This is a genomic window from Bacteroides sp. L10-4, from assembly GCF_013373675.1.
In the GTDB taxonomy this organism is placed as follows: Bacteria; Bacteroidota; Bacteroidia; order Bacteroidales; family Bacteroidaceae; genus Bacteroides; species Bacteroides muris.
This window is the reverse complement of sequence record NZ_JABXJH010000048.1, coordinates 18,568-36,592: the sequence shown is the minus strand read 5'-3', so window position 1 is coordinate 36,592 and position 18,025 is coordinate 18,568. Positions and strand designations below refer to the sequence as shown.

At 45.8% G+C, this 18,025-nt stretch carries 17 protein-coding genes and 1 tRNA gene; 13 read left to right on the top strand and 5 right to left on the bottom strand.

What is annotated here, in order from left to right; genetic code table 11:
* Nucleotides 1-419: 419 nt before the first annotated feature.
* Nucleotides 420-3,311 carry a triple tyrosine motif-containing protein gene (locus HU824_RS14920; protein ID WP_176469241.1) on the bottom strand — a complete coding sequence of 964 codons (2,892 nt, stop codon included), beginning with the start codon at nt 3,309-3,311 and terminating at the stop codon, nt 420-422.
* Between the two features lie 567 nt (nt 3,312-3,878).
* Between HU824_RS14920 and HU824_RS14915 the strand changes: the two genes are divergently transcribed.
* The 7 genes from HU824_RS14915 (at nt 3,879) to HU824_RS14885 (ending at nt 8,506) form a co-directional block, all read left to right on the top strand.
* Nucleotides 3,879-3,952, top strand: a tRNA-Thr gene (locus HU824_RS14915).
* A 145-nt stretch (nt 3,953-4,097) separates the two neighbouring features.
* Nucleotides 4,098-4,643, top strand: coding sequence for a DUF4199 domain-containing protein (locus HU824_RS14910; protein WP_176469240.1), 546 nt, complete (start codon nt 4,098-4,100; stop codon nt 4,641-4,643).
* A gap of 54 nt (nt 4,644-4,697) precedes the next feature.
* A complete protein-coding gene (locus tag HU824_RS14905; protein WP_016273343.1) occupies nt 4,698-5,651 on the top strand; it encodes a glycosyltransferase family 2 protein in 954 nt (317 codons plus the stop codon).
* A gap of 2 nt (nt 5,652-5,653) precedes the next feature.
* Nucleotides 5,654-6,139: a DUF6452 family protein gene (locus HU824_RS14900; RefSeq protein WP_136010426.1), complete on the top strand. Its 486-nt coding sequence runs from the start codon at nt 5,654-5,656 to the stop codon at nt 6,137-6,139.
* The gene (locus tag HU824_RS14895) at nt 6,108-6,875 is read left to right on the top strand and encodes a DUF6048 family protein (RefSeq protein WP_136010425.1); all 768 of its coding nucleotides are present in this window, start codon (nt 6,108-6,110) and stop codon (nt 6,873-6,875) included. The genes HU824_RS14900 and HU824_RS14895 overlap by 32 nt, the downstream gene beginning before the upstream one ends.
* A gap of 6 nt (nt 6,876-6,881) precedes the next feature.
* The gene (locus tag HU824_RS14890; RefSeq protein WP_176469239.1) at nt 6,882-7,460 is read left to right on the top strand and encodes a manganese efflux pump MntP family protein; all 579 of its coding nucleotides are present in this window, start codon (nt 6,882-6,884) and stop codon (nt 7,458-7,460) included.
* A 29-nt stretch (nt 7,461-7,489) separates the two neighbouring features.
* Complete coding sequence (locus HU824_RS14885) at nt 7,490-8,506, top strand: FAD:protein FMN transferase (RefSeq protein WP_136010423.1); 1,017 nt, start codon at nt 7,490-7,492, stop codon at nt 8,504-8,506.
* Between the two features lie 21 nt (nt 8,507-8,527).
* Here HU824_RS14885 and HU824_RS14880 read toward each other — a convergent pair whose 3' ends face one another.
* Together HU824_RS14880 and HU824_RS14875 are read right to left on the bottom strand one after the other, a co-directional pair.
* Nucleotides 8,528-8,896, bottom strand: coding sequence for a DMT family protein (locus HU824_RS14880; protein WP_136010422.1), 369 nt, complete (start codon nt 8,894-8,896; stop codon nt 8,528-8,530).
* Nucleotides 8,897-8,917: 21 nt separating this feature from the next.
* Nucleotides 8,918-9,667, bottom strand: a complete 750-nt coding sequence (locus HU824_RS14875; protein WP_176469238.1) for an ATP-binding protein — start codon at nt 9,665-9,667, stop codon at nt 8,918-8,920.
* A gap of 159 nt (nt 9,668-9,826) precedes the next feature.
* Here HU824_RS14875 and HU824_RS14870 point away from each other — a divergent pair, with 159 nt between their 5' ends.
* The 4 genes from HU824_RS14870 (at nt 9,827) to HU824_RS14855 (ending at nt 13,759) form a co-directional block, all read left to right on the top strand.
* A complete protein-coding gene (locus HU824_RS14870; protein WP_176469237.1) occupies nt 9,827-11,257 on the top strand; it encodes a M48 family metallopeptidase in 1,431 nt (476 codons plus the stop codon).
* An 8-nt stretch (nt 11,258-11,265) separates the two neighbouring features.
* On the top strand, nt 11,266-11,736 hold the full coding sequence (locus HU824_RS14865) for an NfeD family protein (RefSeq protein WP_176469236.1): 471 nt from the start codon (nt 11,266-11,268) through the stop codon (nt 11,734-11,736).
* Nucleotides 11,737-11,784: 48 nt separating this feature from the next.
* On the top strand, nt 11,785-12,786 hold the full coding sequence (gene floA, locus HU824_RS14860) for a flotillin-like protein FloA (RefSeq protein WP_176469235.1): 1,002 nt from the start codon (nt 11,785-11,787) through the stop codon (nt 12,784-12,786).
* A gap of 94 nt (nt 12,787-12,880) precedes the next feature.
* Nucleotides 12,881-13,759: a nucleoside phosphorylase gene (locus HU824_RS14855; RefSeq protein WP_136010417.1), complete on the top strand. Its 879-nt coding sequence runs from the start codon at nt 12,881-12,883 to the stop codon at nt 13,757-13,759.
* A 706-nt stretch (nt 13,760-14,465) separates the two neighbouring features.
* Here the strand turns inward: HU824_RS14855 and HU824_RS19840 are convergent.
* Complete coding sequence (locus HU824_RS19840; RefSeq protein WP_246866933.1) at nt 14,466-14,702, bottom strand: hypothetical protein; 237 nt, start codon at nt 14,700-14,702, stop codon at nt 14,466-14,468.
* 275 nt (nt 14,703-14,977) lie between these two features.
* On the bottom strand, nt 14,978-15,211 hold the full coding sequence (locus tag HU824_RS19835; RefSeq protein WP_246866932.1) for a hypothetical protein: 234 nt from the start codon (nt 15,209-15,211) through the stop codon (nt 14,978-14,980).
* Between the two features lie 223 nt (nt 15,212-15,434).
* On the opposite strand from HU824_RS19835, the gene mnmE reads away from it, so the two are divergent.
* Nucleotides 15,435-16,829 carry a tRNA uridine-5-carboxymethylaminomethyl(34) synthesis GTPase MnmE gene (gene mnmE, locus HU824_RS14845; RefSeq protein WP_136010416.1) on the top strand — a complete coding sequence of 465 codons (1,395 nt, stop codon included), beginning with the start codon at nt 15,435-15,437 and terminating at the stop codon, nt 16,827-16,829.
* A gap of 266 nt (nt 16,830-17,095) precedes the next feature.
* On the top strand, nt 17,096-18,007 hold the full coding sequence (locus tag HU824_RS14840; protein WP_121737367.1) for a helix-turn-helix domain-containing protein: 912 nt from the start codon (nt 17,096-17,098) through the stop codon (nt 18,005-18,007).
* Nucleotides 18,008-18,025: the final 18 nt, after the last annotated feature.

Below are 18,025 nucleotides of genomic sequence, written 5' to 3'. Positions count from 1 at the left end.
CATAAGCGGCCTTCAATTTGACCGCTAAGCTACGAATTCAAATCCGTTTCATTCTAAAGGACTGCTTAAAAGACTGTATTTCAATAATTTCAAAGACCGATTAGCTAACTTTTATTGGACAGTAGTGATAAGTTTTACTAAATTAAGATTAACGTTTCTCGTTTTCGTTCTCAGTTGAACAGTGCAAACATAAGGAAAACTAAATAAAGAGGGCTATAAAAAACTATTCTTTAATACGTCAAACCTGAAATTCAAATACGTTATCAATACGTCATAAGAAAATAAATCACTAATAATCAAAAGATAATATATACTTCTAATCATTACGTCACAATATGTTATATAACACAAGAGGGAGAAATTCAACATTCCTCCCTCTCATACGCTTCCTATATTTAAAGGAAGTTAATATCTAAAAGCTACAGTTTATTGCTTAGATAATCCGTCAAACTATCCTCCCTCTCCAAAGCGAACTTTTTGCGGAGACGGTAACGGATTGTTTCAACTCCACGAACCGAAATGTTCAACAGAGGTGCTATTTCTTTCGTGGAAAGGTTCATCTTCAGATAAGCACACATCATGCGTTCGTTGTGGGAAAGTTCAGGATGCTTGGCATGAAGACGCTTCATGAAATTGTTATGTATCAAGTCAAACTGGTCTTCAATACGCTTCAAAACCTCATCACTCTGTATATTACCGTCTATTTTATTATTGATAAGTATGAGTTGCTGTTTCCCTTCACGGGCCCCCTCACCCTTCAGCAAGGCGGATACTTTAAGTATCTCTGACTTGATTTCAGTCAGCATTTCATTCTTACGGACAAAGTTTATCATCAGATTGGCCATTTCCTGGCTCTTATGTTGCAAATCGTATTCCAATTTTTCTTTCTCCAGCTGCATAATCTGCTTTTCCTGACGGGCTTTCTCCTCTTCGTACTCCCTTTCCATATCGTGCAACTCCTTGTCCTTCTCAACCACCGCCTGCTGTTTCTTCCGCTTCACACGGACATCATCCCAGCGGTAGACATACCATAAGGCAAGCAAAGCCAAGATGATATAACAAGCGTATGCAGCAGCACTGCGATACCACGGTGGAAGTATACGGAAGGCGATTGTATCCGATGATGTCGTACCGTCAGGAAAGACCGCTTTAACTTCAAACGTATATTCACCTTCCGACAGATTACTATACTCCTTGGTGCGTACCGTTGTAAAATCAGACCAGCTCCCCTTATTCAGACGATATTGAAAACGGACATCATCTCCTACCGCAAAGAAAGAAAGGGCATAGTCAAAACGAACGGAATTCATGGAATAAGCTATCACCGGAACTGGCTTCTCTCCTAAAAAGTTTGCGGTATATACCAATGAATCCTTGGGATAAGACAGATACATGTTCCTTATATATAAGGAGTGGCTACGATCCTGACGCTCCCTTACGGCCGGGATACTGAATAAAGCGAAACCTTCTTCATTAGGAACCACCATCAGCGAATCTGAAAGAGGAATAATCGTTTCAAAACCGGGTACCAGTTCAATCAGCGATTGCCGGATGGGATTAATGCTTGTATTCGCCCCCCGCTTATAGGTACCCAGATTGGCAATACAGATTTCGTGAGGGCTCAAACTAATCAACTTATCGTGATACTCCAAGATACGCGAATAGGCTGCGGTGCCATTCAAAAGGTTGTTCATATCCGGACAAGGCTCTATGACATCTTTATGAGGATTATGCTTATAGATTCCCCGGGGAGTGGCAAAATACACCCGGTCTTCCATCTTCGCTATATACATATCACGCCCTACCGGGAAACCATCCTTCGCGCTATATTCCTTTATACGGACAGCTTTTGTCAAATCATTATCCAAATCCACACGGGTAACGTGGTCTGTATTGTACACCCAAATCACCTTATCGCTTTCCTGCTCAAAAAGACGGCAAGAATCGTTCACACCCTCAATCTTGCCAACCACCTGCCATTCTCCATTCTTTTTCCCAACCAAATAAATGCCGCTATACACCCCGACATACATAAGGTCCGTACGTCCTGCCACAAGTTGGCAACACCAGGCACCGGCAATATCCGTCACGCGTTTTACGGAAGTACCATTGATAAGGAAAATACCACGGTCGTGCAGACAGAAGAGTTCATCACCTATACGGCAAAGGTTCCAGACCTGTCCGCTGGATTGGGGCATCGGACGGATATCCGGCAAATCGCCGTTCATCTGTACCGGATAAGAAGTGTAATACAGCCCCCGATTGGTACCTAAATAAAGATAGCCGCCTTCTACCGCCGCCGTATATCCCGTGCCGTAGGAATAGGGATAGGAATAGAGATTCGTAAAAGGAGAACTCAGACAGACGTAGTCAATGCCGCTATCCAGACCGGCCCAAAGGTTTCCGGTCGTATCGAAGGAGACAGAAAGCACGGTATTGTTACGCAAGCCGTTGTTCTCATTGAAATATTTCAGTTGCATGGTGCTGCAATCCACCAGTACCAATCCTTTATGAATGGTTCCCAAGGCAATCTTATCATCCTTTTTGGCCACGCAAAAGACTTCATTCTCACGCATAAACTCTTCGGCACCGGTGATAAACGGTTCCATCGTACGTCCGTCACAATAGTAAAGTCCGTTGTATGCAGTCACCACCAGAACACCTTTCTTATAAGGTATAATGCCACGAATACGCTTGGAAGCCAACCCATCTGCACCCTGAAGAGGGAAAAAAGTGTTTCCGACCAAAAGCCATACACCTCTGTCCGTACCGATATAGAGAATACCATTGACCATATTGGAACAGTCTATTTTGGCATCCATTTCAATGGCGGTATATTTGCCGTTCAGGTACTTCACCACGCACCCGTCCCCTTGGAAATACAGGATATTGTCTGTTTCATGGATGCCCCATACGTTTCCAAGGAAACGAACAGCACTCTCCAAAGTATCGGACATGCAATGATAGACCAAAGAACCATCCGCATCCGGTTCATAATAGCCGAACTCATTGATACCTCCCACATAAATGCGTTTTTGGTTAGCAGAAGCCAGCACAGAACGCACATCGGAAGCATTGTTCAATGGAAATACGTTCCAGACATTGCCATCAAATTGCACCATACCGTTCTTATTGGCAAAATACACCCACTTGTCATCATAGGGTGCAATCTGCCAAGTCTGTGCCCCCTTGCCATAAACACTTTTATCAAAATTGACGATAAAGCTATTCCAGCCGGCAATTGCTTCGACAAAAGAGGGAAAAAGAAAAAGGCAGAAAAGAAAGCAGAATGACAATATGTGTTTGTTCATGCGCATAATGGCTATATAGTTAGTTGCACAAAAATAATGCTTATTTTCAAGGTAGCGTACAATAGCATATCAGTTTTTTTTCGTCCCCGATTATTTTTTTCTTCTCAAATGGCAATCTTTTGCATCAGTATACTCTAAATTCCGGTATACTAGGAAGTATTCGTCCGACAGCTGTCGGACGATAATTCAACAGTTGTCGGACGATAATTCAACAACTGTCGGACGATAAGGTTACAGCTGTCGGACGAATACTTCTTAGTAATTGGACAAATACTTCTTAGTAAAAGGAATATCTGTCCATCGTAATGCCGGAAAGAATCCGTACCTCCCCCCCCTCAAAAGAGTCTATGTAGGGAGGCCATGAAAAGGAATAGAATGAGGAATCAAAAAAATAAATAAAAAAAACACCGGAAGCTATTGCAGATTTCAAAATAATGTCTACCTTTGCAACCGCAAAACAGAAAAACGGGTAAGTCCTATACGGCCAGCTCCCTTCGAATCCTCCAGGGCTTGATCGCAGCAAAGGTAGTTGGTTGTAGCGGCGCGATATAGCAAGCTTGCCCACCCGCCTCTTTAGCTCAGTTGGCCAGAGCACGTGATTTGTAATCTCGGGGTCGTTGGTTCGAATCCGACAAGAGGCTCAAAAGAAAAGCAGGTGACACTTTCGTGTCATCTGCTTTTTTCTTTTTGCCCCACAAAGAATCCTCTAATTTATTTAAAATCTATACATCGGCTTGCCCTTGAATCCAACTATATTTGTACCTTTGCACATTATTTCTAAGAAAGATGGCAGAAAATAAAGGTTACATGCAACGATACGCAATGCTGTTCGGCACCTATATGGGAGTTTTTTGGATATCGAAGTTCATACTCTTTCCGGTAGGACTGTCGGTTCCTTTTTTACTTTTCCTTTTCATGGGACTCACGCTATGCGTACCTTTTATGGGATATTATTATGCACGGATGTATCGTAATCACGTATGCGGAGGCGGCATCAGCTTCCTGCACGCATGGGTATTCACCGTTTTCATGTATATGTTTGCCGCGCTGCTTGCCGCCGTGGCACACTACATCTACTTCAGGTTCATAGACCACGGATATGTGCTCAACACTTGCGAAACGATGGTAGACACACTTGCCCAAAGCAACATGCCGGGCATGGATTCTTACATCGCCACCTATCAAGAAGCTCTGGAGACAGCCCGGCTGCTCAGCCCTATCGACATTACGCTGCAGATGATATCGTCCAATGTGTTTTGGGGTTCGATACTGGCTTTCCCCACCGCCTTGTTCGTAATGAGACGCAAAAAAGACGACGCTCCGGCAGAGTGACGGAACAGTAAAAAGGAATGTAATTTTAATTGTAAACAGAAAAATCATACATTAATGGATATTTCAGTTGTCGTACCACTATATAATGAAGAAGAATCACTCCCCGAATTGTTCGCATGGATTGAGCGAGTGATGAATGCCAACGGCTTTTCATACGAAGTAATCTTCGTCAACGACGGAAGTACCGACCGTTCCTGGCAGGTAATCGAACAATTGCAGGCACAAGCTCCGGACAAGGTACGGGGCATTAAGTTCCGCCGCAACTACGGGAAGTCGCCGGCATTGTTCTGTGGTTTCGAACAAGCGCAAGGAGACGTCGTGATAACCATGGACGCTGACCTGCAGGACAGTCCCGACGAAATACCCGAGCTCTACCGCATGATTACCCAAGAGGGGTACGACCTCGTATCGGGCTGGAAGCAGAAACGTTACGACCCGCTGTCAAAAACTCTCCCCACAAAATTGTTCAATGCCACCGCCCGCAAAGTATCGGGCATCAAAAACCTGCACGACTTTAATTGCGGACTGAAAGCGTATCGCAAAGAGGTGGTCAAGAACATAGAAGTATATGGTGAAATGCACCGTTACATCCCTTATCTGGCCAAGAATGCCGGCTTCAAGAAAATCGGTGAGAAAGTGGTGCACCACCAGGCACGCAAATACGGAAAGACCAAGTTCGGGCTGAACCGTTTTGTAAACGGGTATTTGGACCTTCTTTCCCTTTGGTTCCTTTCCCGGTTCGGCATCAAGCCCATGCATTTTTTCGGATTGCTGGGTTCGCTGATGTTCATCTTCGGCTTTATAGCCGTGGTCATAGTGGGTGTCAGCAAGTTGTACTACATGCACCATGGCATGCCCTACCGCCTTGTGACCGACTCTCCCTACTTCTACCTCTCGCTGACCTCCATGATTATCGGCACGCAACTATTCGTGGCAGGATTCCTCGGAGAACTGATTTCACGCAATGCCCCGGAACGAAACAAATATCAAATAGAGAAAACCATTTAACGATGAAAAAATTAGTCAGACTTGTCATACTCGGAGCTATCCTTTGTCCGATAGCAGGCATAGCCATTTCCTGCTCGGAAGAGGCCGACTGCTCCATGACGGCACGCCCCATGGTGAATTGCATTCTTTATAGAGTAGACCCCGAAACCCAATACGTGGAGAACGACACGCTCGACTCGCTCACCGTGACGGCATACGGCACCGACTCCATCATCATCAACAACCAGAAGAAGGTACACGACATCTCCCTGCCATTGCGCTATACGGAAGATTCCACCAAGCTGATATTCAAGTACAGCCGGACTAAGAGTGACACGATGGTGATACGCCACACCAACACCCCCTATTTCCTATCGATGGATTGCGGCTATCAGATGAAGCAGGCCATCACGAACATAACGTTCACCCGCATCTCTCTGGACTCGATATACATCAAAGACAATGAAGCAGGCATCTATGGAAAGGAAAATCTTAAGTTATTCTATTAGTCTGGTACTCTGCCTGCTGATGTTCCTCCCTCTACAGGCGCAGAACGGGAATCCTACCGCTCCCCCCCAGGGAACACCTCCCAAGAAGGAGAAGAAGGACGCGAAAGAAGAGGTGCACTATCCGTTATACAACGGCATGTCCGTGGGCCTGGACTTGTGGGGAATCGGAAGTTCCGTATTTGGAGGAGATTTCCTGAGTTCCGAAGTGGCCGTGGACGTAAACCTCAAAAATCGCTTCTTCCCTATTGCCGAACTGGGATATGGCTCCACGGACACCTGGAGCGACAAAGGCATACACTACAAAAGCAACGCCCCCTACTTCCGCATTGGAATGGACTATAACACGCTATACAAGAAGCAGCACGGACACATGCTACTCGTAGGCTTGCGCTACGGTGTAAGTAGCATTAAGTACGATGTAGACGCTTTGGGAGTGGACGACCCGATATACGGTGGCATCGTAGGTAATCCGAATCTGGACGACGAGATATGGGGAGGCAGCCTGCCCTATAGCCATAAAGGAATGAAAGGCTCCATGCAATGGGCGGAATTTTGTGTCGGTATCCGGGCGCACGTCTGGAAGGCATTGTATATGGGCTGGTCGCTACGCTTCAAGTTCAAATTGTCCGCCTCCGCCGATAAATACGGCGACCTATGGTATGTACCTGGTTTTGGGAAATATGGCTCCAACACGATGGGAGTAACCTATACGATAACTTATAAACTACCTCTATAAGCGCTTATGACAGGGTTAGAGATTTGGCTACTGGCCGTAGGACTTGCGATGGATTGTTTCGCAGTTTCTATAGCCAGCGGAATTATATTGAAACGCGTCCGGCTGCGCCCTATGCTGGTGATGAGCATCAGTTTCGGCTTTTTCCAGGCTTTGATGCCTCTGCTGGGATGGATAGGCGCAAGTTTTTTCAGCCATCTGATAGAAAGTATCGACCATTGGATAGCATTCAGTATCCTTGCCTTTCTGGGTGGACGTATGATAATGGAATCCTTCAAGGACGAAGGTTGCAAGCACGAGTATGACCCCACTAGTCTGAAGGTGGTGCTCGCTCTGGCCGTGGCAACCAGCATCGATGCATTGGCGGTAGGTGTTTCGTTTGCACTCCTCGGCATCAAGCAATTCTCAGCCATTCTTTCCCCCATCGGGATTATCGGTTTTGTATCATTCGCCTTGTCGATGGTCGGCCTGATGTTCGGCATCCGTTTTGGATGTGGCATAGCCCGCAAACTGCGCGCCGAACTTTGGGGAGGAATCATCCTCGTCATCATCGGTACCAAGATATTGATAGAGCATCTCTTCTTTTAATTAATAAAAAGTAAAAACTCAGATAGGATATGAAGAAGAAAGTACAACGAAATTTTTTATGGATTGCCCTACTGGTGCTGGGCACCATCTGGATACTTGCCCGCCACAACCAAGCCACTCCTTATCAGACAGACAATGGACTGATATTCGGTACGATATATAAAGTGACTTATCAATGCGACCAGAATCTGAAGGCTGAAATAGAAGCAGAACTCAAACGTTTTGACGGTTCCTTGTCCCCTTTCAATGATACGGCGACTATTACGCGCATCAACCGCAACGAGGACATTGTGCCCGACACATTCTTTACCAACGTCTTCCACCGAAGCATGGAAATCTCTCAAGAGACCGATGGTTCCTTCGATATCACCGTTGCCCCTTTGGCCAATGCCTGGGGATTTGGTTTCAAGAAGGGCAACTTCCCCGACTCTGCCATGATAGACAGCCTGCTGGAGATGACAGGATACGAAAAAGTAAAATTGTCCGATGAGGGGAAAGTGGTGAAAACAGACCCACGTATAATGCTCTCGTGCAGCGCTGTGGCAAAAGGATATGCAGTAGATGTCATAGCCCAACTCCTGAAGAAGAAGGGTATCTGCAACTTCATGGTCGATATAGGCGGAGAAGTGGTGGTTCATGGACAAAACCCTCAGAATAGACTTTGGCGCATCGGTTTGAATAAGCCGATAGATGACTCATTGGCGGTGAACCAAGAATTGCAAGCAGTGCTGCAAGTCACGGATTTAGGCATGGCTACATCGGGCAATTATCGCAACTACTACTACAAAGACGGAAAGAAATATGCGCATACCATCGACCCGCGTACCGGCTATCCGGTGCAACACAGCATCTTGTCTGCTACCGTCATCGCCAAAGATTGCATGAGCGCAGACGCCTATGCCACAGCATTCATGGTGATGGGGCTGGAAGAAGCAGAACGCGTAGCGGATGAGCATCCGGATATCGACGCCTGCTTCATTTATGCGGATGAAGAAGGAAAGCTTCAAACGTTTTTAACAAAAGGAATGGAGAAGTATATGAAATAATGTGCAAATACGATTAGCCCATCATTTATAAAATACAAAATATACCGCCAGAACCAGACATACAAAAGCTGCAAAATGGTTCCAATGCAGGGTTTCTCCCTTGAAAAGGACTGTTGTAAACACCGTAAAGATTATCAATGTAATAACTTCTTGAATTACTTTAAGTTGCATCAATGAAAATGGGCCTCCATTACCTAGAAAGCCTATCCGATTGGCCGGGACTTGGCAAGAATACTCAGCCAGAGCTATTACCCAGGAAAACAACACCACGGCATACAACGGCCAATTGGAAATGATTTTTGTCTCTTGTAACTTCAGATGCCCATACCAAGCAAATGTCATAAAAATATTAGATACAATCAATAGTAAAATAGTATAAAATGCCTTCATATATGTTTTTATAATTAATGGTTAATGTTTTATGATTGCAGGCAACAATTCCTCCTGCACATTCGTCATACTCCCCCATAGGCTATAGCGTGCCTCAGGATTCATTTCCTCTAATTGTTTCAGGATACCTTTCATTGTACTACGGCTGGATTGTGATTCATACGGACAATTCTTCACCTGCTTACGATACCCCCTCACTTGTGCCAACTCCATCAAATCCGCCTCATGAACCAGACACATCGGACGGATAATCGTCATATCAAACTTCTTCATCACCAGTCGGGGAGGCATGGAGCTGAATGCTCCCTGATAGGTGATATTCATCAGCAAGGTCTCCAGAATATCATCCATGTGATGGCCTAACGCGATTTTATTGCATCCCTGCTCCTTGGCTACGGTAAACAATGCCTTCCGCCTATTCCAAGAGCAAAGAAAACAAGGAGACTTACGGGTGTCGGTCGTGGCATCAAACTCCGTTTCAAAGAGCACAAAAGGCACACCCCACGACTCTACGTACTCCCTCAGATAGTCTACATCGCTCTGATAAGGTATATTCTTCATCACTACATGTACGGCGACAACGGAAAAACGAGGTTTATAGACACGGGCACGGCGTGCCAACAACTCCACCAGCGCCAAAGAGTCCTTGCCGCCCGAAAGCCCGATAAGAATCTTATCGCCGTCCTCTATCAGCCCATATTCCACCACACCTTTGCTAAACCGCCTGTCTATGCGGCGCAACATCTTTTCTTCTTCAGTAAATTGTGCCATTGATACGAGTTATGAGTTATAAGTTATAGCTCTTCCGGCTGCAAAAGTAAGGCAAAAGAACGATTTAAAGAAGAATTAACAAAATAGAATTACGGAAACCGGCTTTATTCACGATAAATTTGTATTTTTGACCTTCTGAACAAATCAGCATGTATCAATATGAATAAAAAATATATCCTTTCCATTCTATTCGGGCTTTTGAGCATAACGACTTCCGCACAAAGCCTGGCAGAAGCCAAAGCCTTGTACGAGAAGGGAGAATACGAAGAGGCCAAGCCCACCTTCAAGAAACTTGTCAAGGCACAACCTGGCAATGGAAATTACAACCTATGGTATGGTGTATGTTGCCTGGAAACCGGCGAACCCGCAGAAGCCTTGAAACATCTGGAGAGCGCTGTCAAGAGACGTGTCCCCAGCGGGCAATTCTATTTGGCCCAGGCATACAACGATTTATATCGATTCGAAGATGCCATCGATACTTACGAGGCCTACATTTCCGACTTGAGAAAGAGAAAACGCTCCACCGAAGAGGCCGAACAATTATTGGAAAAAAGCAAATCCAACTTGCGCATGCTGAAAGGTGTGGAAGAGGTTTGCTTCATTGACAGCTTTGTAGTAGACAAGAAAAATTTCCTGGATGCATACAAAATCAGCCCCGAATCAGGCAAGCTGTTCATGTATGACACCTACTTCAAAAATTCCGGTAAGGAAGGCGGAACGGTATACGAAACGGAGCTGGGCAATAAGCTATATTATAGCGAAATGCAACCGGACAGTACCCTCAGTATCCTTTCGCGCAACAGGTTGCTGGACAAATGGAGTGATGGCAGCTTGTTACCCGGAAGTATCAACGAGGCCATGAATGCAAACTACCCCTATGTACTTACGGACGGTATCACTATCTACTATGCCTCGGATGGCTCTGACTCGATGGGAGGATATGACATTTTCGTCACCCGTTACAATACAAATACCAACTCTTATCTGATGCCGGAAAATGTGGGCATGCCGTTCAATTCGCCCTACAACGACTACATGTACGTCATTGACGAGTTCAACGGCTTGGGATGGTTTGCCTCCGACCGCTACCAGCCCGAAGGCAAAGTATGCATCTACGTATTCATTCCCAACTCATCCAAGCAAGTGTACAACTACGAAGGGATGGACTCGGACAAGATGATATCATTGGCACAACTTCACTCTATCAAGGATACATGGACGGATACCGATGTGGTAAAGAACGCCCAGGAAAGGCTTCGGAGCACTGCCAACACAAAGCCGCAGACTACCAAGAAGCATGATTTCCAATTCGTCATCGACGACCACTCCACCTACTACCGGCTGGAAGATTTCCGCTCTCCGCAGGCCAAAACCTTGTATGGCAAATATAACCAACTGGAGCAAAGCTACAAGCAACTGCAGGAGAAACTGAAAGATATGCGTTCGGAATACTCCCGAGCCAACAAGCAGGAAAAGGACAAGATGTCTGTCGCCATCCTCGACTTAGAGCAACGCGTACGACAATTGTCTGCCGAAATGGAGCAGACCGCCATTCAGACGCGCAATCTGGAAAAACAAACCACCAAATAAAGAAAACTATGGATATACTCATTATCGCCGCATTGATTACAGGAGCAGTAATATTGTTCTTAGTGGAATTATTCGTAACTCCGGGCATCAGCGTTGCCGGTTTTCTGGCAGGAGGGTGCATCATCTTTGCCAACTACTATGCCTTTGCCTATATGGGCACCACGGCAGGTGCCATTACGCTTATCATATCTGCCTTGGCCTGTACCGGTTCGTTGATATGGTTCATGCGGTCCAAGACACTTGACAAAATTGCATTGAAAAAAAACATCACTTCCAAAGTAGACCGTAGTGCTGAGGAAAAAGTCAAAGTAGGCGACGTAGGCGTCACCACTACCCGCCTGGCTCTCATCGGCTATGCCGAAATCAACGGGGACATCGTGGAAGTAAAGTCATCAGACGGCTTCATGAACGAAAAGACTCCGATTATCGTAGACCGTATTGACAACGGAGTTCTCTTAGTGGAACGATTCAAGCAGTGAAACTCCAGAAATCAACCTATTTATAACTAACAATTAATATTTAATCTCATGGATCCAAACACAATGTATTTAACCGCCTTCCTCATTATAGGAGGCATTATCTTTCTGGTACTTTTCTTCCATTATGTACCGTTCTTCTTATGGCTGTCCGCCAAAGTATCGGGAGTAAACATCTCGCTGGTACAACTTTTTCTGATGCGCATTCGTAATGTTCCTCCTTATATCATTGTGCCCGGCATGATTGAAGCCCATAAAGCAGGATTGCAAAACATCACACGCGACGAACTGGAAGCGCACTACCTGGCCGGAGGTCACGTAGAGCGGGTGGTACACGCACTGGTATCCGCCTCTAAAGCCAATATCGAACTTCCGTTCCAGATGGCAACCGCCATCGACCTTGCCGGTCGTGACGTGTTCGAAGCCGTACAGATGTCCGTTAACCCCAAAGTAATCGATACCCCTCCCGTAACGGCTGTTGCCAAAGACGGTATCCAGCTGATTGCCAAGGCACGTGTAACAGTGCGTGCCAATATACGCCAATTGGTGGGAGGTGCCGGAGAAGACACGATTCTGGCCCGTGTAGGCGAGGGTATTGTGTCTTCCATCGGTTCGTCAGAGAATCATAAGTCCGTATTGGAGAATCCGGATTCTATCTCCAAACTGGTATTACGCAAGGGGTTGGATGCCGGAACGGCATTCGAAATTCTGTCCATTGACATCGCCGACATCGACATAGGCAAGAACATCGGTGCTGCCCTGCAGATAGACCAAGCCAATGCCGACAAGAACATCGCTCAAGCCAAGGCAGAAGAACGCCGCGCCATGGCCGTAGCCACAGAGCAGGAAATGAAAGCTAAGGCCCAGGAAGCCCGTGCCAAAGTTATCGAGGCAGAAGCGGAAGTACCTAAGGCCATGGCCGAAGCATTCCGCAACGGCAATCTGGGTATCATGGACTATTACCGGATGAAGAATATAGAAGCTGACACTTCCATGCGCGAAAACATTGCCAAACCGACGACGGGCAATACCAGCCAGCCGTTGAGTAAATAACTAGAAAAGTAACTGACAGAAACGCCGGAACCGGTGAACAAGAATCGGTTCCTGGCGTTTCTATTTATAAACAAAAGATTAAAACCTCAAGTATATGAAGAAATATTTCGCCTCTTCCGAACTGATTATCAATGAAGACGGTTCTGTATTTCATCTTCACGTAAAGCCCGAATGGCTGGCAGACAAGATTATCTTGGTAGGCGACCCCGGACGGGTGGCACTGGTTGCCTCCCATTTCGAAAACAAGGAATGTGAAGTGGAAAGCCGCGAGTTCAAGACCATCACCGGTACTTACCAAGGAAAACGCATCACAGTGGTTTCCACCGGTATCGGATGTGACAACATCGATATCGTGATAAACGAGTTGGATGCCCTGGCAAACATCGACTTCGAAACGCGCCAAGAAAAGCCTTGCCTACGTAGCCTTGAGTTGGTGCGTATCGGCACCTGCGGCGGCCTACAACCCTACACCCCGGTAGGAACATTCGTATGTTCCGAAAAGTCTATCGGTTTCGATGGTCTGCTCAACTTCTATGCCGGGCGCAACTCCGTGTGCGACCTGCCCATGGAACGTGCCTTCCTCAACCACATGGGATGGTCCGGTAACACGTGTGCCCCCGCCCCCTACGTTATTGATGCAAATGCTGAACTGATAGACCGCATCGCACAAGACGACATGGTACGTGGCGTAACGATTGCCGCCGGAGGCTTCTTCGGGCCTCAAGGCCGCGAGCTACGCGTGCCGCTTGCCGACCCGCACCAGAATGAGAAGATTGAAAAATTTGAATACAACGGCTACCGCATCACCAACTTCGAGATGGAAAGTTCCGCTCTGGCAGGCCTAAGCCACCTGATGGGGCACAAGGCCATGACGGTATGCATGGTCATCGCCAACCGCCTGATAAAAGAAGCAAACACGGGATACAAGAATACAATAGACACTCTTATCAAAACTGTACTCGAGCGCATCTAAGTATCCATCAAGAAACCCTACTCCCTCTCCTTCAGACAGTCTAGGGAGTAGGATTTAGCAATGACTTCATCATATCCTGCTTGACGTGCCCGTTGCTGGTCTGTATAAACTCCAAATACTCCCTCTCCTTCTCCTCATTCTCTACAAAAGAAACCATCTTGGAAAACCTACGATGGCATTCAAGGGAATACGGATTTCATGACTCATATTGACCAAAGAAAGTGTCTGCATTCGGTCGGATTCCTCTACCCTCCACTTGGCTTCGATAAGCTCCTTGGAACGACGCACACGGTCATTAATATCATGAGTTACTTTCCTCTACAGGCTCTACGGTACTATGTCGGTGTCCAATCTCCGCCGGAAGCATCAACATATTTGCGAACCGCACTCATCTGTCAGACACAAGGATAATTACTTTGCAGACAGAGGAATATCGAATAGTCTTATATGACCATTGTCGATTCAAGCTATCCTATCTACCCCTGGATGAGACGCTGTTGTTCAAAGCGTTTGAAATATATATCAATGAAGTCTTTTTCATTGGTGAACATATGTTATGCAGTGACAAAAATTTTACGGGTGACTGCCACCTGTATTTTATCTTTTGTTTCTTCTTGACGGTTACCTGCACATAGTTGAGTTGGAGAAGAAGTAGTTACGGGTTCTTGAAGCGACTCACGCAATTTCTATAAGTATCTGTCTGAAGTCACGCAATTATTACTGTGGCTGCGCGTTCTTTAACTCCGGGGATGGTTTGCAGGCGTCTGTACTGTTCAGGGAAATACCCCTCATACAAGGCGGTGTGTTCTTTCTGACACTCGGATATCTGAGCATTTATCAAGTCTGTCATCGCCAAATACTGCTTGATTACGGTGATGTCGACTGACGAAAAGTTGCCGGTCACCGCTCCAATGATGTTGTCCCGCCCATGCTTGTTTATCATTCTTCCATGAACCAGTGAGAGAAGTTTTTCGGCATCGGTCTCGCCCTGCGATATTGCCTGTACGATGCTCTGACAACTCCTGCCATCGGTATTGGAAACGTAGTTGCTAAAGCAGAAGCCGCAACGCTACATGGCCGCGTCAAGCTTATTCTTGTTGCAGGTCATATCCTTGCTCAGATTGAAAATGAGGCGATTGAGCTTGCGCATGTCCTAAGCTACTGGGTTTGTACAAAACTCTCCCTAACAAGCTGTTTCAGCTGGCACTCGGCTATTCATTAGGCGTCCTTTGTATCGCTCTTGCAACCCGGCAGCTGCTTAATGAAATAAGGGTTGGCAAGACGAAAAGCCATGTGTTCGCACAACTTATCCCATACCGGTCCCCATACGCAGCATGGTCTCCATTCACATTCCATGACTCCATGGAGAAGCATGTAATCGCGCATCTGTCTCAGTTGGGTGGTTAACGTTCCATAAGTTTGCTTGAAAATAATGGCCTCGTCATGACGCATAATACACAAAAAACATCTTTATGTACGTCAAGGCCTGTTACGATTCTGTTTCTGTCCATGGCAAGAGATATTTTTTTGTTTTACACCCCTAATTCACGAATAACTGTGAACAAAGCACGGCATCAGTAACAGATAATTTGTGGCAGGCTTGACCTTTTTATTCTGTCGATGTAGAAATCTAGCAATTTATATGTAAATTTGCATAAAAAACAAGCCGAATAAAATGAACCAAGATACCATTTGTGCCATAGCCACCGCTCAAGGGGGAGCCATAGGATGTATCCGCGTCTCCGGACCAGATGCCATAGAGATAACATCCCGCATATTTACCCCTGCCCGAGAGGGGAAGAAGTTGAAGGATACCAAGCCATACACTCTTACCTTTGGCTATATCCATGAAGAAGAAAACATCATAGACGAAGTGCTTGTCAGTTTATTCCGCGCCCCCCACTCGTACACGGGCGAGGATAGCACAGAAATTATGTGCCACGGTTCAAGCTATATTCTTCAGAAGGTGTTGCAACTGCTCATCGGTAACGGTTGCCGCCTAGCCGCTCCCGGTGAATACACGCAACGATCCTTCTTAAGCGGTAAAATGGACCTAAGCCAGGCCGAAGCCGTAGCCGACCTCATCGCCTCTACCTCTGCTGCCACTCACCGCCTCGCCATAAGCCAGATGCGCGGCGGGTTCAGTAAAGAGCTAGCCTCATTACGCGACCAATTGTTGCACTTCACATCACTCATTGAACTGGAGCTGGACTTCAGCGACCACGAAGAACTAGAATTTGCAGACCGCTCCGAACTATGTCTCCTAGCAGATGGCATAGAACAGGTAATTTCCCGTCTAGTGCAATCCTTCAGTGTAGGCAATGCCATCAAAAACGGTGTCCCCGTAGCCATCATCGGTGAAACGAACGCAGGTAAATCCACTCTGCTGAATGCACTACTAAACGAGGAACGAGCCATTGTTAGCGACATACACGGGACAACCCGCGATGTAATAGAAGACACAGTCAATCTTGGCGGGATAACCTTCAGGTTTATTGATACGGCAGGTATACGCGAAACAAATGACACCATTGAGAACTTAGGAATTGAACGAACCTTCCAGAAACTGGAGCAGGCGGAAATCGTACTCTGGATAGTCGATGCCACAAATGCCGTCTCGCGGATACCACAACTATCTAACCAGATACTTCCCCGTTGTGCAGGAAAACAGCTCATTCTCGTATTCAACAAATCTGATTTAGTTCAGGATGCCTCAACCATCCCCAACTCAGGTTTTACCGTGACCACTACTAATGTGCAATGCATCGCCATCTCTGCCAAAGGGCGTACCAACCTCGACAAACTCCAGCAAATGCTAATCTCTGCCGCTAACCTGCCCACAGTTACCCAAAATGATGTCATTGTCACGAATATCCGCCATTACGAGGCTTTGACCCATGCCCTGAAGGCCATCCACCGAGTCCAACAAGGGTTAGCAGAAAATCTATCCGGAGATTTTGTTTCACAAGATATCCGTGAATGTGTTTTCCATCTAAGCGATATTGCAGGGGAAGTCACGAACGATATGGTACTTGGAAATATTTTCGAACATTTTTGCATCGGCAAGTAAGTGGTGATTACCAACGATTAGCATATATCATCAATGATTATTAAGGCGTTCATTTTGAGCGCCTTTCTTTTTAGCCTTATAAGCGATGGTTATCGTTTATAGGGCTTTTTCAGCTCATTTTTGTACCGCATTTGTTGCTCGCTTGTTACTCTCCGATTTTAGGTCGGAAAGGTCGTGGAGAAAGTTGACTATGGTTGACTATGATTTACGATAGTTGAACAAAATGGAGAAATAACAAGAGAAATAAACCTCTAAAAGTAACGAATATGGCTACAAGTAAAATGAAAATCAAAAAGGTATGTGAGTGGTGTGGAATAACATTCTATGCTCAAAAGCTAACAACACGCTTCTGTTCTCATCGGTGCAATAATCTTGCATACAAGGAAGCTGTTCGGCAAAAGAGAAAACAAGAAGTAGAAACCAAAGTTCAAACGACAATCAGTGAACAACCCATATCCGATTTCAAGGATAAAGAATATCTATCATTCAAAGAGGTTGCTACTTTATTAGGTCTGAGCAAACAAGCCATATATAAAATGGTATATTCAGGAAAACTACAAGCATTCCGCATCAGTAGCAGATTGTCCTTCATCCGAAAGGGTGATATTGACCGAATGCTGGAAGCTCGCCCTTATAAACAACGACAGCCGAAGGACACTATTCCTATCACCGATTTTTATACCACAGCCGAAGTCAAAGAGAAATATCATGTAAACGAGTCATGGATATTTGTGGTAGCCAAGAAGAACAACATTCCTCGGACTTTCAATCGTGGCAAAACCTACTGGAGTAAGAAGCACATAGACGCTTACTTTGCCAAGAAAGCCCCAAATCCCGACATTTCCGAATGGTACAGCACACAGGAAATGCAAGAGAAATTCGGCATGACCTTATCCGCTATCTACACTTTTGTTTCCAAGAATGCCGTTCCGAAGAAGAAAGAAGGTATCATGGTGTACTATTCCAAGAAACATGTGGATATAGCCAAAGGTGTGGCAGCACCCGAAGAACCGCAGTATTATACGGTAGCCGAAGCAATGGAGAAGTTCAATCTCACTCGTGACCAACTCTATCATTATGCGAAGTACCATAATATTCCTAAGGTCAAGAAAGGCAAATACACGCTTATCTCCAAACCCGAACTAGACAAATTACTTGCAGCCCCAAAGATTGAATAAGTTATTTTTCGGTGAATG